At 68.0% G+C, this 24,768-nt stretch carries 21 protein-coding genes; all 21 read right to left on the bottom strand.

Annotated elements, in window-relative coordinates; genetic code table 11:
• Nucleotides 1-7: 7 nt before the first annotated feature.
• The gene (gene proC, locus ACTQWE_RS08385; RefSeq protein ID WP_441856778.1) at nucleotides 8-817 is read right to left on the bottom strand and encodes a pyrroline-5-carboxylate reductase; all 810 of its coding nucleotides are present in this window, start codon (nucleotides 815-817) and stop codon (nucleotides 8-10) included.
• 5 nt (nucleotides 818-822) lie between these two features.
• Nucleotides 823-1,572 carry a cell division protein SepF gene (locus ACTQWE_RS08380; RefSeq protein WP_441856779.1) on the bottom strand — a complete coding sequence of 250 codons (750 nt, stop codon included), beginning with the start codon at nucleotides 1,570-1,572 and terminating at the stop codon, nucleotides 823-825.
• 85 nt (nucleotides 1,573-1,657) lie between these two features.
• Nucleotides 1,658-2,389, bottom strand: a complete 732-nt coding sequence (locus tag ACTQWE_RS08375) for a YggS family pyridoxal phosphate-dependent enzyme (protein ID WP_441856780.1) — start codon at nucleotides 2,387-2,389, stop codon at nucleotides 1,658-1,660.
• Between the two features lie 35 nt (nucleotides 2,390-2,424).
• Complete coding sequence (locus ACTQWE_RS08370; protein ID WP_441856781.1) at nucleotides 2,425-3,219, bottom strand: polyphenol oxidase family protein; 795 nt, start codon at nucleotides 3,217-3,219, stop codon at nucleotides 2,425-2,427.
• 19 nt (nucleotides 3,220-3,238) lie between these two features.
• On the bottom strand, nucleotides 3,239-4,393 hold the full coding sequence (ftsZ, locus tag ACTQWE_RS08365) for a cell division protein FtsZ (RefSeq protein ID WP_441856800.1): 1,155 nt from the start codon (nucleotides 4,391-4,393) through the stop codon (nucleotides 3,239-3,241).
• 420 nt (nucleotides 4,394-4,813) lie between these two features.
• The gene (locus tag ACTQWE_RS08360) at nucleotides 4,814-5,959 is read right to left on the bottom strand and encodes an FtsQ-type POTRA domain-containing protein (protein WP_441856782.1); all 1,146 of its coding nucleotides are present in this window, start codon (nucleotides 5,957-5,959) and stop codon (nucleotides 4,814-4,816) included.
• Between the two features lie 9 nt (nucleotides 5,960-5,968).
• The gene (gene murB, locus ACTQWE_RS08355) at nucleotides 5,969-6,880 is read right to left on the bottom strand and encodes a UDP-N-acetylmuramate dehydrogenase (protein ID WP_441856783.1); all 912 of its coding nucleotides are present in this window, start codon (nucleotides 6,878-6,880) and stop codon (nucleotides 5,969-5,971) included.
• Nucleotides 6,881-8,299, bottom strand: a complete 1,419-nt coding sequence (murC, locus tag ACTQWE_RS08350) for a UDP-N-acetylmuramate--L-alanine ligase (RefSeq protein ID WP_441856784.1) — start codon at nucleotides 8,297-8,299, stop codon at nucleotides 6,881-6,883.
• An 83-nt stretch (nucleotides 8,300-8,382) separates the two neighbouring features.
• Nucleotides 8,383-9,510, bottom strand: coding sequence for an undecaprenyldiphospho-muramoylpentapeptide beta-N-acetylglucosaminyltransferase (gene murG, locus ACTQWE_RS08345; RefSeq protein WP_441856785.1), 1,128 nt, complete (start codon nucleotides 9,508-9,510; stop codon nucleotides 8,383-8,385).
• A complete protein-coding gene (locus tag ACTQWE_RS08340; protein ID WP_441856786.1) occupies nucleotides 9,500-11,119 on the bottom strand; it encodes an FtsW/RodA/SpoVE family cell cycle protein in 1,620 nt (539 codons plus the stop codon). The genes murG and ACTQWE_RS08340 overlap by 11 nt, the downstream gene beginning before the upstream one ends.
• Before the next feature lie 3 nt (nucleotides 11,120-11,122).
• Complete coding sequence (gene murD / locus ACTQWE_RS08335; RefSeq protein WP_441856787.1) at nucleotides 11,123-12,541, bottom strand: UDP-N-acetylmuramoyl-L-alanine--D-glutamate ligase; 1,419 nt, start codon at nucleotides 12,539-12,541, stop codon at nucleotides 11,123-11,125.
• A gap of 10 nt (nucleotides 12,542-12,551) precedes the next feature.
• A complete protein-coding gene (gene mraY, locus ACTQWE_RS08330) occupies nucleotides 12,552-13,583 on the bottom strand; it encodes a phospho-N-acetylmuramoyl-pentapeptide-transferase (protein ID WP_441856788.1) in 1,032 nt (343 codons plus the stop codon).
• Nucleotides 13,583-15,031 carry a UDP-N-acetylmuramoyl-tripeptide--D-alanyl-D-alanine ligase gene (locus ACTQWE_RS08325; RefSeq protein ID WP_441856789.1) on the bottom strand — a complete coding sequence of 483 codons (1,449 nt, stop codon included), beginning with the start codon at nucleotides 15,029-15,031 and terminating at the stop codon, nucleotides 13,583-13,585. The genes mraY and ACTQWE_RS08325 overlap by 1 nt, the downstream gene beginning before the upstream one ends.
• 29 nt (nucleotides 15,032-15,060) lie before the next feature.
• Nucleotides 15,061-16,815, bottom strand: coding sequence for a peptidoglycan D,D-transpeptidase FtsI family protein (locus tag ACTQWE_RS08320; protein ID WP_328804315.1), 1,755 nt, complete (start codon nucleotides 16,813-16,815; stop codon nucleotides 15,061-15,063).
• An 80-nt stretch (nucleotides 16,816-16,895) separates the two neighbouring features.
• Nucleotides 16,896-17,390, bottom strand: a complete 495-nt coding sequence (locus tag ACTQWE_RS08315) for a cell division protein FtsL (protein WP_235927266.1) — start codon at nucleotides 17,388-17,390, stop codon at nucleotides 16,896-16,898.
• 142 nt (nucleotides 17,391-17,532) lie between these two features.
• Nucleotides 17,533-18,504, bottom strand: a complete 972-nt coding sequence (gene rsmH / locus ACTQWE_RS08310) for a 16S rRNA (cytosine(1402)-N(4))-methyltransferase RsmH (protein ID WP_170103599.1) — start codon at nucleotides 18,502-18,504, stop codon at nucleotides 17,533-17,535.
• Nucleotides 18,505-18,516: 12 nt separating this feature from the next.
• Entirely contained in the window at nucleotides 18,517-18,954 is a 438-nt protein-coding gene (locus ACTQWE_RS08305; protein WP_090844091.1) for a division/cell wall cluster transcriptional repressor MraZ, read from the bottom strand.
• Nucleotides 18,955-19,463: 509 nt separating this feature from the next.
• A complete protein-coding gene (locus ACTQWE_RS08300) occupies nucleotides 19,464-20,423 on the bottom strand; it encodes a site-specific tyrosine recombinase (RefSeq protein ID WP_170103454.1) in 960 nt (319 codons plus the stop codon).
• 13 nt (nucleotides 20,424-20,436) lie between these two features.
• Entirely contained in the window at nucleotides 20,437-22,089 is a 1,653-nt protein-coding gene (locus ACTQWE_RS08295) for a CTP synthase (protein WP_441856790.1), read from the bottom strand.
• A gap of 170 nt (nucleotides 22,090-22,259) precedes the next feature.
• Nucleotides 22,260-23,906 carry a DNA repair protein RecN gene (gene recN / locus ACTQWE_RS08290; protein ID WP_441856791.1) on the bottom strand — a complete coding sequence of 549 codons (1,647 nt, stop codon included), beginning with the start codon at nucleotides 23,904-23,906 and terminating at the stop codon, nucleotides 22,260-22,262.
• Between the two features lie 3 nt (nucleotides 23,907-23,909).
• A complete protein-coding gene (locus tag ACTQWE_RS08285) occupies nucleotides 23,910-24,764 on the bottom strand; it encodes an NAD(+)/NADH kinase (RefSeq protein ID WP_170103598.1) in 855 nt (284 codons plus the stop codon).
• Between the last annotated feature and the right edge of the window lie 4 nt (nucleotides 24,765-24,768).

Below are 24,768 nucleotides of genomic sequence, written 5' to 3'. Positions count from 1 at the left end.
CTCCTCACTAGCCTTTCGCGAGCTCGCGCGTCCGCTCCAGCGCCGCGTCCACGGCTTCGTAGACGGCGTGCGAGAGCTGGGATTCCATGGCCCTGAGGCCCGCCGCCGTCGTACCTCCCGGAGAGGTGACCCTCTCCATGTAGACGCGCGGATGCTCCCCGGACTCGAGGAGCTGCGTGCAGACGCCGCGCATGGTCGAGAGGACCATCTCGCGGCAGTCGCTCGCTGGAAGCCCGTTCTCGATGCCCGCCCTCGTGAGAAGGTCCACGAAGAGCGCCACGTACGCGGGTCCGCAGCTCACGACCGCGCCCTCGGCGTCCAGCTGGTCCTCGCGCATGACCTTCGCCGTCCCAAGAGCGCCGAAGACCTGGAGCGCGACGTCCACGTCCTCGGCGGTCGCCCTGCCACCGGGACACACCGCCGTGGCGCCGGAAAGAACCTGCACGGGAAGGTTCGGCATCACGCGGACGACCCTCGACACGGGCAGCAGCTCCTCGAGCGTGGCGAGAGGAACGCCCGCCGCGATGGAGATGACCTCCCTGTCCACGAGCTTGTCCGCAATCCCCTCCACGACCGCGGACAGGACCTGCGGCTTCACGGCAAGCACCACGACGTCGGGATCCGCCGCGAGCATCGTGGCGGCATCACCAAACGTCTGGATGCCCTTCTCGCCCAGAAGGGCGAGCTTTTCCGGCGATGGGTCGCATGCCATCACGTGAGAGGCCTCCGCGACGCCGGACACGACCAGTCCGGCGGCGATCGCGCCACCCATGGATCCGGCGCCGACGACCGCGACCGTTGAGCTGAGCTTACCCACTGTCCCTACCTCTCTATGGTTCCGTCCTGCACGAGCTTGTTGATGTCGGAATCGGAGAGCTCGATGCCCTGTGGGGTGATTACGAAGACGCGGTCGCCGAGCTCGTCCACCTGGCCGCCGATGCCGCACGACAGGCCGAGACAGAAGTCGAGGATGCGCTTCGCGGTCTCGATGTTGGTGTTCTTGAACACCAGGACGACGGGCTGGTTGGTGCGAACGCGTCGCACGACCATCTGCACGTCGTCGTACGAGACGGGCTTCAGCACGTACGGCGGCAGCTGACCGGAGGTCGCGGGGCGCGGGATGGGCTTCAGCCCGATGTCAGCGGGAGTGTGGCCGCCCGTCGAGTTGCCGAGGACGCCCTCGTGCACGGGCGGGTGCGCCGGCGTCTGCGGGATGGCCTGCGTCTCTTCCGAGTAGCTGCCGTAGCCCGGCTGGGGACGCTGGGCGTACTGCGGGTTCGGGTTCTGCGGGCGCGCCGGACGCTGGTACTCGTCGCGGTAGCCGCCGCCGTACGAGGGGGCGGGAGCGGGCGCCGGTCCGCCCGCGCCGTTGCTGCCGACGGGCCTTCCGGAGCGCGTGTAGACGGACACGCTCTCCGCCTCGGGACGCCTCGTGTTGCCCAGGAGGCCGGCTCCCTGGGACTGCGGCTCCTCGCGCTCCGGCGCGTCGTCGTAGTCGTCGTAGTAGTCGTCGTCGTAGTAGTCGTCGTTCGACCCAGTTAGCTTGTCCCTAAGCGTATCGAGGAAACCCATGTCGTCCTCGCCTTCCCGGACCGTGCCCGGCACCGTCCGAAGTCATCTGTCCGTCCGCCGAGACCTCCGGCGGGCGAATCCGTTCCTACCTAAGGTCGTAGTCTGGACTGAAGAGCGTCCTGCCCAGCCTCACGATCGTCGATCCCTCTTCGATGGCGACCTGGAAGTCGTCGCTCATGCCCGCCGACAGCGTCGCCAGGCTCCTGCCGGAACGCGCTGAAAGCTCGTCGCGGAGCTCGCGCAGCCCGCTGAACGTCCTTCTCGCCGCGTCGGCGTCGTGCGCAGGGGCCATGGTCATGAGCCCCTTCACGCGAATCCCCGGAAGCTCCAGCAGGCCGTCTAGCGCCTGCGTCACCTCCGCGGGCGCAAAGCCCGACTTCGACTCCTCCCCCGAGACGTTCACCTCGAGCAGGACGTCCGAGACTATGCCGTGCGCGACGGAGCGCTTCGAGACCGCCTCGGCCAGGTTCGCGGATGAGATGGAGTGGATGAGCCCGACGCGCCCGATGACGTGGTTGATCTTGTTTGTCTGCAGGTTGCCGATCATGTCGAAGCGCACGCCGGACATCTCCGGGCGCTCGCGAAGCCCCTCGAGCTTGCGCGTCAGCTCCTGCGGGCGGTTCTCCGCGAACGCACGCCACCCGGCCTGCCATGCCAGCGCCACCTCGTCGACGCCGACGGTCTTGGAGACCCCCAGGATCGTCACGTCGTCCGTGGTCCTGCCGGCACGCCTGCACGCGTCGGCGACCCTCTGCAGAATCTGCTCCCTGCGCTCCCTCAGAAAGTCGAGGTACCTTGACCTCTCCTCCTCAGTCACGCGACCACTTCCTTACGCTCGCTCGTTCCAACATGTCAATCGCACAGGCAGGCGATGGCGCCATGGCGCCCGCACCTGCCGTCCTCGGCCCTGTACGAGAAGAACCTTCCCACGTTGCCCACGGTGGAGAGCCCGCAGTCGAGGACGTTTCGCTCGTCTACGCCCGCGTCCGCGAGGGCGACCCCTATCGCGCGCGCGAGGTCGAGGTGCCGCTCGGACGCCCGGACGGACGGACCGAACTCCCCCACGAAGCGGTCGAGCAGCTCCTGGGAGACCTCGTAGTCCTCCCCCGTCACGTGGGGCCCGATGTAGGCGCTCACGTCCGCGACCTCGCAGGCGCACTCCGCCGCGAGCGTGCGCGCCTCCTTCGCGGCGATCCTCGCGATGGTCCCGCGCCAGCCAGAGTGCGCGACGGCGAAGCCGCCGGGTGCCACGAGGACTACGGGCACGCAGTCCGCAAAGCACAGGAGCACGGGCACGTGCCGCGCGGTGCACACGACGGCGTCCGCCCCCGCCCTCGCCTCGGCAACTGCCGCGGCGACGGCCGCGGCGTCGCAGGAGCGCACCACCACGACGTGGTCGCCGTGGACCTGCCTGGGGTTCACCAGGTTCGCGGCCCACCTTTGCGCCCCTGCGGCCTTCAGCGCGAGCATGCGGTTCTTCTCGACCGCCGTCGCGTCGTCACCGCAGGCGTCGCCGAGGTTGAGCGAGGAATACTGCCCGGCAGAGAAACCGCCGGTACGCTCGGTGAATGCGAGCGTGACCCCGTGAGGACGGCTCGCGTCCTCCAACAGGGTCACGCCCAGCCTCGTGTGTCGCGTAAGCTCCACTGCGCACGCCCCTCGGTCGCTAGATGCGGCTGTGCTTCAGGAACTCTGGGACGTCGAACTCCTTGTTGATGTCGTTCGACTTCGGCGCGGGGGCCTGGCGCGGAGCCGGCGCGGGAGTCGCGGCGGAACGGCTCGCGGAGCTGCGGCCGGCACCGCGGGAGCCTCCCCTCGAGGACGCTCGGTCGTTCGAGAACGTCGGCAGCGGCGCCTGCACGTTGGAGTCGTTGAAGCCCGTCGCGATGATCGTGACGCGGACCTGGTCGCCGAGGCTCTCGTCCACGACGGTACCGAAGATGATGTTCGCCTCGGGGTCGACGTTCTGCGCGACGAGCTCCGCGGCGTCGTTGATCTCCTGGATGCCTAGGTCCTTGTTGCCGGCGATGGAGAGAAGGACGCGCGTGGCGCCCTCGATGCCAACCTCGAGCAGCGGGCTCGAGATTGCCTCCGCGGCGGCGTCTGCCGCCCGGGTGTCGCCGGACGCGACGCCTACGCCCATCATGGCGGTGCCGGCGCCCCTCATGATGGTGCAGACGTCAGCGAAGTCGAGGTTGATGAGGCCCGGGACCGTGATGAGGTCCGTGATGCCCTGGGTGCCCTGGCACAGGACGTCGTCCGCCATGCGGAACGCCTCGAGGAAGGAGGTCTTCTTCTCGGAGAGGTCGAGCAGGCGGTCGTTCGGGATCACGATGAGCGCGTCGACGGCCTCGGACAGCGTCTGGATGCCCTGCTGCGCCTTGTTCGCACGGGGACGGCCCTCGAACGTGAACGGCTTCGTGACGACGCCGACGGTCAGGGCGCCGATGTCGTTCTTCGCGATGTCCGCGACGACGGGAGCCGCGCCGGTGCCGGTGCCGCCGCCCTCGCCCGCCGTGATGAACACCATGTCCGCACCCGCGAGCGCCTGCTTGATGTCGTCGTGGGAGTCCTCGGCCGCCTCTGCGCCGACCTCGGGGTTGGCGCCTGCGCCCAGGCCCCTGGTGATGTCCCCACCGATGTGGACCTTGATGTCCGCGTCGGATATGGCGAGCGCCTGCGCGTCGGTGTTGACCGCGACGAACTCGACGCCGCGGATGCCCTCCTCGATCATGCGGTTCACGGCGTTGGTACCGCCGCCGCCTACGCCAACGACCTTGATGACTGCAAGGTAGTTGCTGGGGATGTCGTTGTCCATCATGGTTCCTCCTCGCTTGGCGACGGTCTTGGGGACGTCGTCCTCTTCCCTGTTGGATGCCGCCCCGTCAATCTCGATGGTGACCTTAGCGGTACCGCCCTTTACGTTCTTGTTCCCGTGCTGCTTCATTTCTGTTCACGTCTCTTGCCCGATGGTGCCTTGAAAATCGGAAAAGATGCCCCGCGACTGACCAGCCAAAACCCTAAACCTAAGGTAGAGCCATATGCCTATCACAAAGCGCGATATATTTGCACAAAGTCGCGCCTTCCGTCAACAAATATGTTCAAGATATGGATTGCCCAGCTAGGAGCCATATTCCTAACGACCCCCATCTGTCAAGTAGTTCTTTAGGGTTTTGCGGAGGCGCACTCGCGGGGCACGTCTGGTCGAGGGTTTTCTCCACGCGCGCCCTTCCGTCCAGCCCTACGCGCCACCCTGCGTTCCTTCCTGGCCGGACGCGCTCGTGCCCGAGCCCCCGTCGTCCGACGCGCCCGACAACGCCCCCGAGGATGACGCGTCCGACGCGCTCTTGTCCTGCGCCGCGTCCTTCGCCGTGACGCCGCTCCCCTGCTCCACGTCGTCCGAGTCCACAAGGCGGTAGGCCGGGCGCGTCGGGACACGCACGTTCACGTACGTGAGCTTGCCCTGGTACTTCTCCAGGATCTGCGCGAGCACGGCCTCCTTGGACGAGATGCTCGTCGGCGAGCCCAGAGACACCTGCACGCCGCTCTTGAGCGTGCACCCTATGCTGTCCACGCTGCCCGCCGAGAAGGACACGATCTGGGAGCTGATCTTCTCGCCAAACTGCTCGCGGTACGACGCCACGCCGTCCAGCACCTCCGAGTTGACGGCCGACCCCGCGACGGGCGTGATGCTGGCCGGCACGTCCGTGATGAGCATGACGCCCGCCTTCTGCGCGGCGGCGAGTGCGAGATCGTCGATGGAGTCGCTCTCCCCCACCTTTATGGAGGCGGGCTCTATCCACACGTTGCCCTCGCCCAGGTACCAGACCACGTCGCCCGCGCTCATGACCACGAGCGCGCTCACCTTGCGCTCCGTCACAACGATCCTCACGGTGTCCGGGTACTTGCGCTCGTACGTGACGGACCCCACCCACGGGTTCTTCTTGAGGTTGCGGGTGACCTTGTCCTCGTCGAGGTTCAGCAGGGTCGACCCCTTCGGGACCTTGGCGAGCTTCGCGATGCTCGCGCGGCTGATGTGCTTCGTGGCCGTGGTCTCTACCCTCGTGATGGTGAACGCCGGCGTGTACGAGAGCACCAGGTAGCCCACGAGCGCCACGAGCAGGAGCGCCGCCACGACGATCCCCGCGACGATGCCGCGCCGCACGACGACGTCGGACCCGGGACGGTTCGCCCCGGACTTGCGCTGCGGGACGTCGCCCGAGGGGGACGCGGAGAGCTTCGCCTTGGGGCGAGAAGGACCGGCCGCCTTTGGTGCCGGCGCCACGCGGGGCGAGGGCTGGCTGCGTCGCGGCCGCGCTTGCCCCGCGGCAGGACGAGACGCCCCCGTGGGGGCGCTCCGCTTCGTGGGCTTCCTGCCGTCGGCCATGGCCTCTCCCTACGCGCCGAATCCCAGGCACTTGACCTCCGGGACGAGGTCGATGCCATACTTGTCGAGCACGGTGTCATGCACGCGGCTCATGACGGCGATCACGTCGGCCGCACGGGCGCCGCCGTCGTTCACGATGAAGTTGGCGTGCATGTCGGACACGCACGCCCCTCCGACGGAGTAGCCCTTGAGGCCGCACGAGTCGATGAGCTGGCCCACGGAGCGCGACCCGGGGTTTCGGAACACGGACCCGCACGACGGCTTGCCAAGCGGCTGGCGGAGCCTCCTGCGGGCGACGAGGGACTCCATCCTCTCCGCGATGGACGCCTTCTCGTCGGGAACGAGGGAGAACGTCGCCTCGAGGATGATCTCGCTCGTCGGGATGTTGGTGTAGCGGTATCCCCACTCGATGTCAGAGCCCGCATAGCGATGGAGCCCCTCGCCCGGACGCAGCGTCACGACGTCCTTCACGCGCGCGCCGATCCACTCGTGCCGGGTGCCCGCGTCCATCGAGACGGCGCCACCGACGGTGCCGGGGATGCCCACGAGGCACTCGAGCCCGGAGAGCGAGTGCGAGAGCGTCTCGCTCACCAGGCGCGCGATCGTCGCGCCAGCGCCGGCCGTGACCTCGCTCCCGTCGAAGGATATGCGCGAGAACTCGCGACCGAGCACGATGACGCAGCCGTCGTAGCCGCGGTCCGCGGCCAGGATGTTGGAACCCTTGCCGAGCACGACCCAGTCCACGCCCTCGCGGCCGAGGATCTCGATCGTCTTCAGCAGCGCCGGGTACGAGTTCACCTTGACGAAGAGCGCCGCCGGCCCCCCGATGCGGTACGTCGTGTGGTGGGACAGCCTCTCGTCCCTCGTGACGTCCGCGTCGTAGGCGCCGGACAGCGCCATGTATGCGTTGAAGATGCTCACCTAGGCCTCTGCATCCTGGTCCTGCTCCATCTTCGCCTTGATGAAGGAGGGTCCGATGGAGGTGACGTCGCCCGCGCCCTGGGTGATGAGGAGGTCGCCGGGGCGGCAGACCTCGACGAGGTGGCTCACGACGTCCCTGCGGCTGGGGATGTACGTCACGTCGGACACGTGGCCCTTCTCGAGCACCTTGCTCGAGACGGTCTTGCCGGTCACGCCCGGGATGGGGGTCTCGCCGGCGGAGAACACGTCCGTCACTATGAGGACGTCGGCGTCGTCGAACGCGGTGCCGAACATGTCGGCAAGCGCCTGGGTGCGCGAGTAGCGGTGCGGCTGGAACACGCAGACGATGCGGTCGAACTGCAGGTCCTTCGCGGCGGCGAGCGTAGCCTTGATCTCCGTGGGGTGGTGGCCGTAGTCGTCCACGACGGTGATGCCGTCCACGTCGCCCACGTGAGTGAAGCGACGGTGCGCGCCCTTGAAGCCGGAGAGCGCGACGGCCGCGTCCTCTACGTCCATCCCGAGGACGTCAGCAACCGCGATGGCGGCCGTGGCATTCGACATGTTGTGGCGGCCGGGGTTCGCCATGATCTCGACCTTCACGACCTCGCCGGACGGGACCCTGACGCCGAAGTGCGACGCGAGCTTGTGGTGCTCGCCGGGGTCGGGCAGGCAGACGTAGTCGTTCTTCTCGTCGAAGCCGTACGTCACGACCCTGCGGCCCGTGGACTTCGCGAGCTCGACGTAGTGCTCGACGTCGCCGTTGATGATCACGGTGCCGGCATCGCCCACGAGGTCCATGAACTTGCAGAACGTCTTCTCGATGTTCTCGAGCGTTCCGTAGTGGTCCAGGTGGTCCGCCTCGATGTTCGTGATCACGACGACGTCAGGGTCGAGGTAGAGGAACGAGCCGTCGGACTCGTCCGCCTCGCACACGAAGTAGCCGCCCTTGCCATTGCGGCCGTTCGTGCCGTACTCCTCGACGATGCCGCCGATGAGGAACGACGGGTCCTTGCCGAGGTGGTCGAGCATGGTCGCGACCATGGAGGACGTGGTGGTCTTGCCGTGCGTGCCCGCGACGGCGACCGTGGTCGCGTCGATGGAGAGGTACGAGAGCATCTTCGCCCTGGGCCACACGGGGATGCCGAGCTCGCGGGCGCGGATCACTTCGGGGTTGGTCTCCGGGATGGCGGAGGAGGTGACGACGACCTCGGGCGCGACCTCGTCGATGGTGGAGGCGCGATGCCCAACGTGGACGGAGATGCCCGCCTTCTCGAGCTCGCGGACGTAGCGGGACTCCTTGAGGTCGGAGCCGGTGACCTTGCAGCCACGCTCGTGCAGGACGAGGGCGATGCCGCTCATGCCGGCGCCGCCGATGCCGATGAAGTGTGCGCTGCTGACGCGCTGGATGTCGTTAGCCATCAGAAACCTCTCTTAGACATGAAGAAACGGCCCACGGCACGTGGGCCTAACCATACTCTAGCGCAATATGGGTTGCCGTGGCGCTACGCCTTGAGCGCCGCGGCACTTTCCACTTGGTCGGCGAGCGCGAGGGCCGCCTTGTCCTGGGCCAGGCCCCGGGCGGCGTCGCGCATTGCCTGGCGACGGGTCGGGTCGTCGACGAGGCCCAGGAGGTCGTCCTCGAACTCCGGCGTGTCGATCTTCTCGTCCGGAAGGAGCACCGCGGCGCCCGCGTCCACGAGGTAGCGGGCGTTGGTGGTCTGGTGGTCCGCCGTCGCGAAGGGGTACGGCACGAGCATGCTCGGCACGGCGAGCGCCGCGATCTCTGCCACGGAGGACGCGCCGGCACGGGAGAGCACGAGGTCGGCGGCCGCGAGGGCCTCGCCCATGCGGTCGATGTAGGGCATGACGCGCCAGCGCGCGGACTCTTCCTGCGTGAGAGCGAGCTCCTGCACGACGGAGTCGTACTCGCCCTTGCCCGTGGAGTGGATGACGTAGAGGTCCCTGCGCGAGAGGAGCTTGGACTTCAGGGCCGCGACCCCCTGGTTGAGGTGGCGCGCGCCGAGGCTGCCGCCGAAGACGAGGAGCATCGTCGCGTCCTCGGGGATGCCGAGGTCGCGACGGCCCTGTGCGCGGTCGGCGCGGATGACGCTCTGCCTGACGGGGTTGCCCGTGACTACGATCTGGGTGTCGGGCCCGACCTTGCCCCTGAACGCGTCGATGGCGACGGGGAGCGACACGCACACCGTCTTCACCTTCGCGGCGGACGTCTTGTTGGCAAGACCCGGTACGGAGTTCTGCTCGTGGATGACGCACGGAATGCCCTGTGCGTGGCACCAGTTTATGAGCGGGAGCTCTATGTAGGCGCCAAAGCCCACGGCGACGTCCGGTCGCTCCGAGCCGAAGTGGCGGCCGATCGTCTTCTGCGCGGCGCGCATGCGCCACAGCGCCGAGACGAGCGTCCAGGGGCGCGAGCGGTCGAAGCCCGTGACGTCGATGGGATTGAACGGGAAGCCCGCCTGCGGCACGAGCGTGGACTCCAGCTTCTTGGGCTGGCCGAAGAACTCCACCTGATGCCCGCGCGCGGCGAGCTCCTCTGCCAGCGCGAGCGCCGGGTTGATGTGGCCCGCGGTTCCGCCGGCGGCGATCGCCACCCTCAAGCTATCTGCCACGCCTGTCCCTCCTTCTGTCCCGGGTCGGGTCGTCGTAGCCCCTCACCTCGGGACCGTGGTTTCTGGTCCTCAGCCGGTCGCTCGCGCTCGGCCCGAGGTCGATGCGCGTCCTGCCCTGCCTGTCGGAAGTGACTCTAGCACCATTCGCCCTGGCGCGCATCTCTCGCTCGCGCCTGAGCTGCTCCGGGCTCGTGGCTGAGCCCCCCGTGCGCCCGGCCCCGCTCTCGCGCCCACCGCCAAGTACCGTGAACCTGCCGCGCGCCGGCTGGGCGGCCGCCGGCGTCCCAGCGAGCGGCACACTCGTTCCGCGCGCGCTCCTGGGGGTGGGCTCGCCCACGAACGACTCCTGCCTGGGCGCGGACGTCACGCTCCACTCGCTCCTGCGGTCGTCGTACTCCGTCTGGGGCAGCTTGCTCTGAAGCGAGACGGACATGACGACGCCCGCGAGCATGAGGCTGCTCATGATGGAGGAGCCGCCGTACGAGACGAACGGGATCGGCTTTCCGGAAAGCGGGAACATGCACAGCACGCCGGTCACGTTGAGCAGCATCTGCGCGACGATGATGAACGTGCACCCCACGGCGGCGAGCTGGCCCGCGAGGTCCGGGGCATAGCGCGCGATCTTGAGGCCGGCCCACAGCAGCACGACGAACGCCGCGACCATGCCGAGCGTGCCCACGAGCCCCAGCTCCTCGCCCACGACCGCGAAGATGAAGTCGTTGTACGCCATGGGCAGGTAGCTGTACTTCTGCTTCGACATGCCGATCCCCACGCCGAAGACGCCGCCGGAGCCGAACGCGTACAGCCCCTGGATGAGCTGGTAGCCCTTGTTGTACGGGTCGGACCACGGGTTGAGCATGGTCTGGATGCGGGCGCGCGAGTACGGCTGCGCGTACGAGATGAGGGCAAGCGTCGCGATGCCAAGGACGAGGATGCCGACGCACAGCTTGCCGGACGCGCCGCCGAAGTACAGCATGATGACGAGCGTCACGGCCACGACCGTGACGGTGCCCTTGTCGGGCTGCATGAAGATGAGGCCGAGGGGCAGCATGACGCCAAGCAGGAAAAACGTCAGCAGCTCGCGCGAGCTGTACGTCGTCCCCTCGTAGTACTCGCTGATGAGGTTTGCCGCCACGAGGATGAGCGTGATCTTGGCAAACTCGGACGGCTGCAGGTTCACGGGGCCCACCTGGATCCAGCGCGTGGCGCCGTAGGCGTCCGACCCCGCGAACGGCGTGAGCACCAGCAGCAGAAGGAGCAGCGTGACGACCCACTCCACCACCAAGAGCTTTCGCACCCACAGGTGGTAGTCGAAGCGAGCGATCACGAACGCGAGCACGATGCCCACCGCGCCAAAGAACAGCTGGCGCTGCAGGTAGAACGCGGGGTTGTAGTTGGCGTCCGCCGACGAGAGCGCCGTGATGGACGACGACGAGTAGATCATCGTGAGCCCGAAGAGCGCAAGGAACGCGACGGCGCCCAGAAAGAGCAGGCGCGGCGCCATGAAGCGCGCGGGGACCCCGAAGATGTAGCGATCGGCGAACGCGCCGTGGCCGGCCTCGGCCGTTCTTCTCGCCGTTGTCTGGCCTGCCGACTCCACACGCTGCATACGCTAGCTCTCTCTTTTCTTCCCCAGGTCACTTACCATCCGCTTGAACGCGCGGCCGCGCTCCGCCATGTTCGCGAACTCGTCGAAGGACGAGCACGCAGGCGAGAGGAGCACCACGTCACCCGGCGCGGCCTCGGACACGGCGGCGTAGAACGCCTCGCGCAGGTGCGGCGCGCGCACGACCCTCGTGGCACCGCCGCCCGCCGCGAGCGCGTCCTCGAGCGCGGAGGCGATGCGCTCGCCCGCCGCCCCGAAGCACACGGTCGCCTTGCAGTCGCGCGCGACGTCCGCCGCAAGCGGCGCGAGGTCCGTCCCCTTGTCGTGGCCGCCGAGCAGGAGCACGATGCGGCCCTGGGGAAACGCCGTGAGCGCCTTCTGCACGGAGTCGGTGTTCGTGGCCTTGGAGTCGTTCACGAAGCGCACGCCCGCGACCTCGCCGCACGGCTCGATGCGGTGCTCGAGGGCGTGGAACGCGCGCACGCCGCGCGCTACGCCCTCCGGGTCGACGCCGAGCTCGAGCGCGAGCGCGGATGCCGCGAGCACGTTCTGCAGGTTGTGGTCGCCCGCGATGGGCACCTCGGACGTCGCCATGAGGTCGTGCTCCACTCCGTCCAGCCGGACGACGAGCCTCCCGTCGCGCACGAACGCGGCACACGGCGCCTGCGGCTCCGCATGGACGTTGAGGTGGCACACGCGCATCCCCCGCGCCTCCAGACGCGAGACGACGGCGCGGCACCACGAGTCCTCCTCGCTCACGATCGCGAGGTCGCCCGCGTCGAGGTTCTGGAAGATCTTCTCCTTCGCCGCGGCGTACGCCTCGATCGAGCCGTGCCACTCGACGTGGTCGGGCGTGACGTTGAGCAGGCACGCGACGCGCGGGTGCAGAAGGCGCGTGCACGCGAGCTGGAAGCTGGAGAGCTCCGCCACGAACCACTCGTCCGGCGTGCGCGCGGCGACCTCGCCGGTGCAGAGGTTGCCGATGTTGCCGACGGCGACGGCGGAAAGGCCGCCCTCGTGCAAGAGCGCCGTCGAAAGCGTGGTCGTGGTGGTCTTGCCGTTGGTGCCGGTGATGGCGACCCACTTGTACGGGCTCTCGCGCCACGCGAACTCCGGCTCGCCGACGATCTCGCGGGAGTGCTCGCGCGCGGACGAGAAGAACGGCGAGAACTCGGATATGCCGGGAGACGACACCGTGAGGTCGTAGGCGCCCTCGACCTCTTCCGTGCCGACGACGACGCGCACCCCGAGCGCCTCGAGCTCACGCGTGGCGTCGCCCTCGACGGAGCTCGCACCGCCGTACAGCGTGACGGAGGACACGCGCCCCCGAGCCTGCTCGCACAGGTAGCGCGCCACCTCGCGGCCGGTCTTGCCGAGCCCGAGGACGCACACGTCGCCCAGCCTGTTTTCGATTTCCCGAGCCATGTTGGCCTCCCTAGCGAAGCTGGAAGTAGAGCGCGAATCCGAGGACGGCGAACGCCGCCGAGACGATCCAGAAGCGGATGACGACCTTCGTCTCGCTCCAGCCCTTCTTCTCGAAGTGATGGTGGATGGGCGCCATGAGGAACACCCTCTTGCCCGTCGTCTTGAAGCTGACGACCTGGATGATGACGCTGAGCGCCTCCACGATGAACAGTCCGCCCATCACGAGCGAGCAGATCTCGGTCTTCGTGAGGACCGCGAGCGACGCGAACGCGGCGCCGAGGGCGAGAGAGCCCGTGTCGCCCATGAAGATGGACGCGGGGTAGCAGTTGTACCACAGGAATCCCACGAGCGCCCCGGATATGGCCGCGGCGAAGATGGCGAGGTTCCTCTCGCCGTAGCTGAACGCGACCATGCCCATGATGAGCATGACGACGAGCGTGCAGCCGCCGGCGAGGCCGTCGAGGCCGTCCGTGAGGTTCACGGCGTTCGAGAGGCCGGCCATCAGCAGGAACACGAAGAACATGTACAGCCACGGCAGCCTGACGGCCGTGGCGCCCACCTTGACCGTGGTCGCAAGGACGCCGAGGTCGAGCACGGCGCCGCCCGGGAACGCCACCTGGGGCGACACGCCGCAGAAGTTCACCGCGAGCACGCAGAACGCGACGGAGATCGCTATGAGGCCGACCATCTTCTGCGAGGGGGTGAGGCCGAGCGAGCGCTTGTGCGCGACGCTCTCGATGTCGTCCAGGAGCCCGAGCGATCCGGTGAGGTAGGTCGCGAGCACCGCGAGGACGAGGTCCATAGTCCAGTGCGCCTGGACCGCGCACGTGATGAGGACCGCCGCCAGGATCACGACGCCGCCCATGGTGGGCGTGCCCTGCTTGACGAGGTGCCTCTGGGGCCCGTCCGCCCTGACCTGCTGGCCTATGCCCTCGTGGCGCATGAGCCTGATGAAGAGCGGCATGAGCACGAGCACGATGGCCGCGGCGATCACGGCCGCGAGGAAGATCTGGTACGTGGGGTAGCTCGGGTTTCCAAACATCAGGCCAACACTCCCTTGACGAACTGGTCGAGGCCGGCCGACCTCGAGCCCTTTGCTAGTACGAGGTCATCGGGGCCCAGCACCGCGCCGATGGTCGCGACAGCGGACTCCACGTCCGGGAACAGCTCAAGCCTGTCCTCCGAGAAGCCCATGGTGAGCGCGGCCTCGCGCATCTGCCGGGCGTCGTCCGTCCCCACGAGCACCAGAAGGTCGATCGGCTTCGCGGCGGCGTACGCGCCGATGTAGCCGTGCAAGCGCGCGGACTCGCTACCGAGCTCGCCCACCTCGCCCAGGACGGCGACCCTCCTGCCGGCGCACTCCATGGAGCACAGCACGTCGAGCGCCGCGGCGATGGAGCTGGGGCTCGCGTTGTACGAGTCGTCGATCATGCTGGGCTTGCCCGCGGTACGGATGACCTCGAGCCTCATGCCGGTGCGCGGCATGTGCTCCATCGCGTCGGCCGCGGCGTCGCGGTCCACGCCCAGGCGGTCGCAGACGGCCATCGCGAGCAGGAAGTCCTGCACGACGGCCCTTCCGGGGACGTCCAGCGTCACTTCCCTCGACCATCCGTCGGCAAAGCCGAGCGAGAAGGACGGGCGCCCCTCCCCGTCAAGGCGAACGCCGGAGGCGCGGACGTCGTCCTTCTCGCCCGTGCCCACGTAGACGCACGCGACGCCGGCGAGAGCGGCGTACTCGCGCTCGATGAGCGGCGCGTAGTCGTTGTCGGACGTCATGGCGAGCATGGGGCTCACGCCGGACTGCGGCTCGGCGGTCGGGCGCATGCCGGAAACGATCTCCGCCTTCGCGCGGGCGATGTTCTCGCGCGAGCCCAGAAGCCCGATGTGGCTCGTGCCGACGTTCGTGATGAGCGACACGGTGGGGAGCGCGGCGGCCGCGAGCCTCGTGAGCTCGCCCTTATGGTTCATGCCCATCTCGCACACCAGCACCTCGTCCGCACTGTCGGCGGAAAGGATGGTGAGAGGAAGCCCGATGAGGTTGTTGAAGTTGCCGGCGGTGGCGTGCACGCGGTAGCGCGTGGCGAGCGACGCCCTCAGCATGTCCTTCGTGGTGGTCTTGCCGACCGAGCCCGTGACGCCCACGACGACCCACTGCGGGTTCATGCGCCTCCAGGCCCCGGCCAGGCGCAGCATGAACTCCTCCGGGTCGTCGTCCTTGGCCCTCAGCACGGAGCAGCCGCGCTCGCGCGCGAGGGCGAGCAGCTCCTCGTCAGGCTCGCGCGTCATCACGACGGCGGCGGCGCCCGCCTCCACCGCGGCGGGGGCGAACCTGTTGCCGTCGACCCGCTCGCCCGCGAAGCACACGAAGCACATGCCGGTACCCACTGCGCGGGAGTCGGTCTGGACGCCCTCGACGACGCCGCCGGGAACCTCGAGCGCCACGTCCGCGCCGGTCGCGCGAACCATTTCGGAAACGGAGATCTTCACCATCGAACCACCTGTCACCTTCCCCGGCGCGGCTAGCCCGCGTCAGGCGTCACACCCATGTCGGATAGGGCCTCACTCATGATTGTAGAGAAGAGCGGCGCCGCGGAGGACGTGGCCAGATACGGGGTGCCGTTCAGGCCAACGTACACGAGCACCTTCGGGTCGCTCGCGTTCGCGAACCCTATGAGCGAGCTCACGTACTTGAACGCCACGTACTTGCCCGAATCGTCCGCCTGCTCGCCCGTGCCGGTCTTGCCCGCCACGTCGTAGCCCTTGACCTGAGCCGCTTGCGCCGTACCGTCCTTCACGACCGTGCGCATCATGTCCGTCACCTCGTCCGCCGTCTTCTTGGACACGGAGCGGCCCTCGGTCTTCCACGCGACCTTCTTGCCGCCCCTGCTCACCAGGAAGTGCGGCGTCACGACCTTGCCGTCGTTCGCGATGGACCCGATGGCCTTCACCATCTGGTCCAGCGGTATGGCGAGGGACTGGCCAAACGACATGGAGCCCAGGCTGGCGCCGTCGTACTGGTTCAGCTGCTTGACGATGCCCTTCACCTCGCCCGGGTAGTCGATGCCGGTCTTCGAGCCGATCTTGAACTTCGCGATGCCGTTCGCGAACTTCTCCTCGCCTATCACGTCCTGCGCCACGAGCGCCATGCCGGCGTTCGAGGAGCGCCTCAGGATCTCCCTCAGCGACATGTTCATGGTCGCCGTGCGGCCGTCGTCGTCGCCCACGAGGTCGTCGCCCACCCTGACCTTGCCCGGCACCGAGAACGTCGAGCTCGGCGTGACGAGCCCGTTGTCGATGCCGATGGCCGCGGTCAGCACCTTGAAGATGGAGCCCGGCTCGTAGGAGGACGAGACCGGCTTCAGGTTCAGCGCGCCCTCCTTTATCTGCGAGGTGTCCGTGATGTTGAAGAGCGGGGTCGAGCACGCGGCGATGATCTCGCCGGACTTGGGGTCGGTCACCATGACCGACCCGGAGTCCGCCTTGTAGTCCTTCACGCCCTGGACGATGGTGTCCTCCGCGATCTTCTGGACGTCTATGTCGAGCGAGATGACGATGTCCTTGCCGTTTCGGGCCTTCTTCACGACCTGGGAGTTGCCGCCGGCTATGGGCGTGCCTCCCGAGCCGGTCTCTACCATCATCTTCCCGTCCGTGCCCTCGAGCACGTCGTTGTAGTACAGCTCCAGGCCGCTCAGGCCGTTGCCGTCCGTGCCGACGATGCCGAGCACCTGCCCGCCCGTGGCGCCGTAGGGATAGACGCGCTTCACGTCGTCCAGGTAGTAGATGCCGCGGATCTTCTTCTTTTCGAGCCTCTTCTGCACGCTCTTGGCAACGTCGTCGTCCACCTGCCGCTTGATGTAGGTGAACGAGTTGTCGCCCATCAGCTTGTCGACGTAGTCCGTGTCCTCGCCGCCCAGCTCGTCCGCGAGCACGGACGCGGCCTCGGCGGGGTCGTTCACCTCCTGCGGGTTGCAGTAGATGGTCTTGCAGTCCTCGCTCGTGGCCAGGACGTTCCCGTTGCGGTCGTATATGGTGCCGCGCTTCGCGTGGATGGTTATCTCGTTCGTGCGCTGCGCCGTCGCCTTCGCGGACAGGTACTTCGCGTCCACCACCTGGAGGTAGATGAGCCTTCCCACCACAAGGAGCAGTATGGCGCCCAGGACGACGGACACTATCCTCACCATCTGGTCGTACGAGCTGTGCTGCGGGGCGCGTCCGCCGCGCACGGGGACGCCGCGACGCGAACGGGGAGCCTCGTCGTACGAGGCTCCCTTCACGTCGTACCGGCCTCTGCGGCCGTCTCTATTTCCATTCTGGTATCTCACGGATATGCAGTTTACGCCACGGAGTGCGAAAGCTAGCGCACATCCGAGGACTGCGCATCTTTTGCAGATGCCTGCTGCGCGTCGTCGGACGTCGCCTTCGCGGATGCGTCGGCGCCCTTGGCGGAGGCGTCCATCGACTCGGTGTCGGTCGACGGGACCATGCCGTAGTTCTGCGTCGCGATGGCGTTGATGCGCGAGCTGCTGCTGAGCACGGAGCGCTCGATCTTGAGGTCGCTGTTTGCGGACGCGGACGTCGAGATCTTCTCCTCCAGGGCGTTTGCCTGGGTGAGGTTGGAGACCGTGGCCGCGGTGAGCGCGACGCGGCAGATGCCGATGGCCGCGAACGCCAGCGCGCATGCTACGAAGAGCTTGAAGCGGGTCCAGAACGCGGCCGACACGCCGCTCCTGACGCGGGCGTCCAGGCCACCGCCGCGAACGACCTCGAACGGCGCGTGGCGCTCTACCTCGCGAGGCCGCTCGTATGCGTTTCCGTAGTAGCTGTATGCCTCGGAGCCCATCATGCCCATTTCCGTCCCCTTAGATGACCAAGGCCACCGCTCGCGGTGGCACTTGGCTGTTGTGCGTTGGTAGTTCGTTTAAGCTGCGTTCTGGTGCGAAATGCTTCGTTTGTGGTGCTATGGCAAACGGCCGCGGCCGTATGCGTCTATCTCATGCGCCCTCGCCGGTGGTGTCCAAACGGACGGCCACCCTCATGAGCGCGCTGCGAGCGCGGGGGTTCCGGCTCACCTCCCCCTCGCTTGCGACGAGGGGCTTCTTCGTGCTGACCCTGACTATCGGCACGTGCCCGCACACGCACACCGGAAGGTCCGGCGGGCATATGCAGCCCTGCGACATCTCCGCGAAGACGTGCTTCACGATCCTGTCCTCGAGCGAGTGGTACGAGATCACGCAGATCCTGCCGCCCGGGTTCGCCCACCTGATGGCGGCGCGAAGCCCCTGGTCCAGCACGTCGAGCTCGTGGTTCACCTCGATGCGCAGCGCCTGGAACGTCTTGCGGGCGGGATGCCCCCCGTGTCGGCGTCCCGCGGCGGGGATGCCGGCCTTGATGACGTCGACCAGCTGTAGCGTCGTCTCGATGGGCTCGCTCTTGCGCCTCAGGACGATCTGGCGGGCGATTCTGGACGCGTACTTCTCGTCCCCATAGACGCGGAAGATCCGGGCGAGGTCGGCTTCGTTGTAGGTGTTGATGACCTCTGCTGCGGTTAGGGTGTTGTTACCCGGATCCATGCGCATGTCAAGCGGGGCGTCCTCGTGGTACGAGAAGCCCCTCTCGGGGATGTCGAGCTGCGGGGAGGAGACTCCGATGTCGAACAGGAAGCAGTCGACGCCGGGCACCTCCGCCTTGACCAGGAGCTCGTCCAGGGAGCCGAAGTTCCCCTTCAGGAAGCGGTGCTCCGCCCCGGGGACCTCGTCCCCAAAGCGCCGCGCCGCGGCCTCGAGCGCCATGTCGTCCTGGTCGATCCCGATGGAGAGACCGCCGGGCTGGATGCGCCTGGCAAGCTCCACCGAGTGTCCGGCCCCTCCCAGGGTGCAGTCGCATACGACCTCGCCCGGCTTGGGGTCGAGCTGGGACAGGACCTCGTCCAGCATGACGGGAATGTGCCGATATTCATGTGTCAAGAGGTCCACCCCCTAGTCGTACATCAGGCTGTCGAGCTCGTCGATGCTCTCGTCGAGCTCCGCGATGGTCTTGTCGTAGTCCTCGGCGTCCCAGATCTCGAAGTGGTCCGTGTTGCCGACGACCGCCACCTCGCGCTTGATGTCGCACGAGGCCAGGGCCTCCGCGCCGAGCTTCCCCAGTGCCAGGCGCCCCGCGGAGTCCAGCTCGAGCGTCATCGTCTTCGCGTTCAGCAGAAAGCGCAGGCGCTCGTCCTTCTTGCTGCGAGGGTTGTAGCCGTTGGGAAAGTAGCTCTCGACCCATGCCTGGTGACCCTCGGGAGTGAAGCCAAGGATCTTGCCCCCGATGGGGATGAGGCAGACCTTCTCCCCAAACTCCTTGCGAAACGGTGCTGGAAGGGTAATGCGCTGCTTGGCATCCAGGTTGTGCTTGTAGGTGCCAGTCAGGTACATTCGCCCTCCCCTCTTGTTCCGCCGGGGCGTCCCCCTCGAAGGCGTGACAACTACTATAGCCCAAATGCCCCACCCCGCAACACTCGTCGACACCTCAAAACACCTGAGGTCAAAAATCGGGTCCGGGCGGCAATCTGACGGCCTTCGACCTCCCCCACATGTTGTGAGAACGGTCGTTCTGCAACACAAACGCCGAGGATGCGACTCCCCGGCGCTTTTTTGCGGAATGTGATGGAATTGTGTTTTGTGGCCCTGACCTGCGCAAACGGGCGAGAAGAACGCGTTTTCCCAGTTGGGGGTGGCTGCGGCGCGACCCCGGCGGACGCCTGCGACCCCGCGAGCTGGTGGGAGGCCGTCCCACTGTGGGTGGGAGGCGTGGTGGGAGGCCGTCCCACTGTGGGTGGGAGGCGTGGTGGGAGGCCGTCCCACAAGATGTGGTGCCAGGCACGGCGGCACGCTCTTCTCGCCTTGGTGGGAGGCCGTCCCACCGCGCGGCGCCGGCGCAGCCCCTACGAGCCCATGCGGGCGCGCGGGTGGGCCTCCAGGTAGACCATGCGCACGTGCGTCAGGTCGATGTGGGTGTAGAGCTGCGTCGTCGAGATGCTCGCGTGCCCCAGGAGCTCCTGCACGGTCCTGAGGTCCATGCCGCCCTCCAGCATGTGCGTGGCGTAGGTGTGTCGCAGGGTGTGGGGATGCAGGCCCTCGATCCCCACGAGCCTGCCGTAGCGCTCCACCATGCGATGCACGGCCTGGCGCGTGATGCGGGTGCCGCGCTCGCTCAGGAACACGGCGTCACCCGCCGCGCCGGAGGCCGAAAGGACGCCGCGCCACCTCTCCAGGTACGTGGCGAGCGCGCGCTTCGCCGTGCCCAAAAGCGGCACGAGGCGCTCCTTCGAGCCCTTGCCCATCACGCGCAGGACCTCCTCGTCCAGCATGACGTCGCGCACGTCGAGCCCGCACAGCTCTGACACGCGCAGGCCGCAGCCGTACAGCACCTCCAGCATCGCCTTGTCGCGATGGAACGCAGCCTGCGGGCGCGCGTCCAGACGTCCGCTTCTCAGCACGCGCGGCCTGGGTTCAAGCTCCGGGCGGAACGGCTCGTCCATGAGCGCGAACGCCTGCTCGTGCGTCAGCACCTCCGGCAGGCGCTCCGGGCGCCTTGGCAGCGGCAGGTTCGCGCTCGGGTGGTTGCGCGTGATCTGCTCGCCCACCATGAACTTGTGGAAGCCCTTGATGGCCGAGGCCGCCCTCTGGACGGAGGACGCGGCGAGGCCCGCATCGGTCAGCCCAGCCAGGTGGGCCTCGATGTCGGACCTCGTCACGTCCTCGGGGGACGCGATGCCGCGCTCCCCCAGAAATGCTATGTACCTCTTCAGGTCCCTGCCGTACGACTGGACGGTGTTCGCCGAGCTGCCCCGCTCCACGGCGAGGTAGCCCAGGTAGTCGTCAAGCGCGTCGGCAAGGTCCAACGGTTCCTCCCCGCTAGTCCACGGAGGACGTCACGTCGTGACGGTCTATCCCCTCGTGGGACGCGATGGAGGCGCGCACGAACTCGCGGAACAGGGGCGCCGGCTTCGTCGGGCGGCTCTTGAACTCCGGGTGGGCCTGGCTCGCGACGAACCACGGGTGCACGGACTCAGGCAGCTCCACCATCTCGACCAGGCGGTCGTCCGGCGACAGGCCCGAGATCACGAGGCCCGCGTCCTGCAGCTGCTGGCGGAACGCGTTGTTCACCTCGTAGCGGTGACGGTGGCGCTCGTACACGAGCTCGTCGCCGTACGCCTCGTACGCGAGCGAGTCACGCGCGACCTTGCACGGGTAGGCGCCCAGGCGCATGGTGCCGCCCTTGTCCGTCACGTCCTCCTGGTCCGGCATGAGGGCGATCACGGGATACGGGGAGTCCGGTGCGAACTCGGCGGAGTTTGCGCCCGGCATGCCGGCGACGTTGCGCGCGAACTCGCTCACGGCAACCTGCAGGCCCAGGCAGATGCCCAGGTACGGGATCTTGTGCTCGCGGGCGTACTGCGCCGCGAGGATCTTGCCCTCCACGCCGCGCTGGCCAAAGCCGCCGGGCACGAGGATGCCGTCGTAGCCGGCCAGGGTCGCGTCCACGTTCTCTTCGGTCAGCTCGCCGCCGGCGATGAGGTCGATCTTGAGCTTGTGGCCAAAGTGGACGCCGGAGTGGTGCAGCGCCTCGATGACGGAGAGGTAGGCGTCCGGAAGCTCGGTGTACTTGCCCACGACGCAAATCCTCGTGGTGTCCTCGAGCTTGTTGCACGCATGCATGCGCGAGGTGAACGTGTCCCACTCGGTCATGTCGCCGTCGCGGACCTCGAGCCCCAGCTTCTCGAGGGCCTTCACGTCGAAGCCCTGCGCGGAGAGGTGGCGCGGCACGTCGTAGATGGACGGGCAGTCGGAGTTCTCGAACACGCAGTCCTCGTCCACGTCGCAGAAGTGGGCGATCTTCGCGCGGATGGGCGCCTCAACCTCGTGGTCGGAGCGGCACACGATGAAGTCGGGCTGCAGGCCCAGCGAGCGCATCTCCTTCACGGAGTGCTGCGTCGGCTTCGTCTTCACCTCGTGGGCCGCGGCGATGTACGGCACGAGGCTCACGTGGATCACCAGCGTGTTGCCCGCGCCCTTCTCCTTGCGGAACTCGCGGATGGCCTCGACGAACGGCTGCCCCTCGATGTCGCCGATGGTGCCGCCGAGCTCCGTGATCACGATGTCGGCGCCGGTCTGCTCCTCGATGCGCAGGAAGCGCTCCTTGATGGCGTTCGTGACGTGCGGGATGACCTGCACGGTGCCGCCCAGGAAGTCCCCGGCGCGCTCGCGGCTGATGAGCGACTGGTAGATGGCGCCAGTGGTGAAGTTGGAGCCGCGCGTGAGGTTCTCGTCGATGAAGCGCTCGTAGTGGCCCAGGTCGAGGTCGGTCTCCTTGCCGTCCTCGGTCACGAAGACCTCGCCGTGCTGGAACGGGCTCATCGTGCCCGGGTCGACGTTCAGGTAGGGGTCGGCCTTCTGCATCATGACCTTGTAGCCACGCGCCTTGAGTAGCCTGCCGAGGGACGCGGCCGTGATGCCCTTTCCTAGTGAGGACACGACGCCGCCAGTTACGAAGATGTGCTTGGTCATGCTCAGACCTTCCCGTAAAAGTTTTCCTCTTTACGGGATTTCATCTTACAGCGAGTTCGTTACCGCTGGGGCTACGTTCGTTACAAATTCATGAACCCACGCAACCCCCACGTGCGCGAGGCCACCCGCACGGGAGCCTTCGCCCCCTCGGGCGCGCCGGGCGAGAAGGGCTACGCCCCCTGGCCGCGGACCTCCTCGGCCTCGGCGAGCATCTGCCGCGCGTGGTCGAGCGACGCCTCGCTCTGGTCGCCGGAGAGCATGCGCGCGACCTCGCGCACGCGGTCCTCGCCCTCCACCTGGGACAGCGTCGTCCTCGGCACGTCCGTGCCCACCTTCGTCACCACGTAGTGGGCGTCCGCCATCACGGCGACCTGCGCCAGGTGCGTCACCACGATCACCTGGTGCGTCCGCGCGAGCCTCGCGAGCACCTGGGCCAGCGCCACGGCGGTGGCCCCACCCACGCCGGCGTCCACCTCGTCGAACACGAGGGTCTCCGTCGAGTCCGCGTTGCCGAGCACCACCTTGCACGCCAGCATCACGCGGGATATCTCGCCGCCGGAGGCGATCTTGCGCAGCGGGCGCGCCGTGAGCCCCGCCGCCGGGCGGTACATGAGCTCCACCTTGCTCGGCCCCTGCGAGGACCACTGCGCGCGCGGGAGCCTCTCGCTTGCGACCTCGAGCTCGGCCGTGCCCATCTCCAGGAACGCCATCTGCTCCGTCACGGCCGCGGCCAGCCCGGGCGCGGCCTTCGCGCGCACCTGGTCCAGGGCGTCGGCCGCGGCGGCAAGGTCCTTCTCGGCCGCGTCGAGCGCCTCCTGGGCGCGCGCCACGCGCTCTCCCCCGTCGCGAGCGGCCTCGACCAGCTCGGCCGCCTTCTCGCGGCGCTCGAGCACGTCCTCCATGCGCGGCCCGTACGAGCGCAGCAGCCCCTGCAGCTGCGCCATGCGCTCCTGCAGGCGGTCGAGCGCCTCCGGGTCGAAGTCCACGCCGTCCTGGTACTCGCGCAGGCCGGCGGTCACGTCCTCGATGTCGATGAGCGAGCTCTCGAGCGTGTCCGCAAAGCTCCCCAGCGCGGGGTCGAACCTCGCGGCGTCGCGCAGGGTCCCCACTATTTCGGACAGCGCGTCCTCCACGCCGCCGTCCCCCACGATACCCTCGCGCGCCTCGCCCGCCGCGCGCAGCAGCGCCTCGGCGTGCTCCGCCTTCGGCAGCGTCTCCTCAAGCTCCTCGTACTCGCCGGCCTTCGGCGCCACGTCGTCAATCTTGCGCAGGACGAAGGCGGCCTCCTCCACGCGGCCGTCCTCAGCGCGGCTCATCTCGCGCACGCGCTCCAGCTCGTCCGCGGCGTCCCGCGCGGCGCGCAGCGCACGCTGGTAGCTGCCCAGGGCGTCCGCGGCCGCGTCGCCGGCCCATGCGTCCAGAAGGTCCACGTGGGTCGCCACCTGCAGCAGCCTCTGGTGCTCGTGCTGGCCGCAGATGTCGATCGTCGCGCCCACGCCGCCCGCGAGCTCGCGCACGGACGCCATGTGGCCGTCCACCTCCACGCGACCTCGCCCCGTGGACTCCACCCTGCGACGCACCACGGTCCCGTCGGGGTCCCCGCCGCGCACGAACAGTCGGCCCTCCACCTCGAGCCCGTCGGCCCCCTCGCGTATGGCCCCGGCGTCCGCGCGCTCCCCCATCAGCAGCTTGAGGGAGGACAGCAGCGCCGACTTGCCCGTGCCGGTCTCGCCGGTGAGCACGGTCAACCCCGCGGCGGGTCTGATGGTCGCGTCCTCTATGAGCGCGACGTTCCTTACGCGAAGCTCGTCGATCATGTGCTAGTCCTTGTCCCTTCCGTAGAACACGCGCGAGACCGACTGGTAGAAGCTCTTCGAGCTGCGGTCCAGCAGGATGAGGTCGCCCGGGCCGCGGCGCACCGTCGCCCTCACGGGGCGCGCGCCCTCGGCCACGATCGGCTGGCCGTCCGCGAAGAACAGCCTCTCCGGGTCGCGCTCCGGGTTAATCTTCAGCTCGACCACGTCGGTGGACGACGTCAGGAACGCCCGCGCCAGAATCGTGTGCGGCGCCACCGGCACGCACACCATGCCCTTGAACTCCGGCGTCACGATCGGGCCGCCCGCGGCGAGCGCGTATCCCGTCGAGCCCGTCGCCGTCGCCACCACGAACCCGTCCCCGCGCAGCGTGTCCACGTGGTGCCCAGAGACCGCCACGTCGAACACGATCATGTCGCCCCGCACCCCGTGCGTGAGCGAGAGGTCGTTCAGCGCGAAGCGCCGCTTCGAGAAGATCGCGCCGTCCGGTGCCTTGAAGTCAACCGATATGTCCAAGGTCGCCCTGTGCGACGCGTGCATGCGATGCTCGAGCGCGTCGCCCACCGTCTCTATCACGTCGTCGGGGCCGGCGCAGGTCAAAAAGCCCAGGTGCCCGTACGATATGCCAACGAGGGGGATCTCGGAGTAGCCCACGATCTTCGCGGCGCGCAGGAGCGTTCCGTCGCCGCCAAACGATACGGCCAGCCCCACGCCCGTCGTGTCGACCACCTTGTCTGGATACAGCTTCTTGTCGTGCGCCCACTGGACCTCGACGCCCTGCCCGTCAAGCCACTCCGCAAGCGAGCGAGCGCCCGCCACGGCATCCTTGCGAGCATAGTTCGGAATCAGAAGGACCTTCACCGAC

The sequence above is a fragment of the Parafannyhessea sp. LCP19S3_B1 genome, from assembly GCF_052121955.1.
In the GTDB taxonomy this organism is placed as follows: domain Bacteria; phylum Actinomycetota; class Coriobacteriia; order Coriobacteriales; family Atopobiaceae; genus Parafannyhessea.
This window is presented reverse-complemented; position numbering and strand designations above follow the sequence as displayed.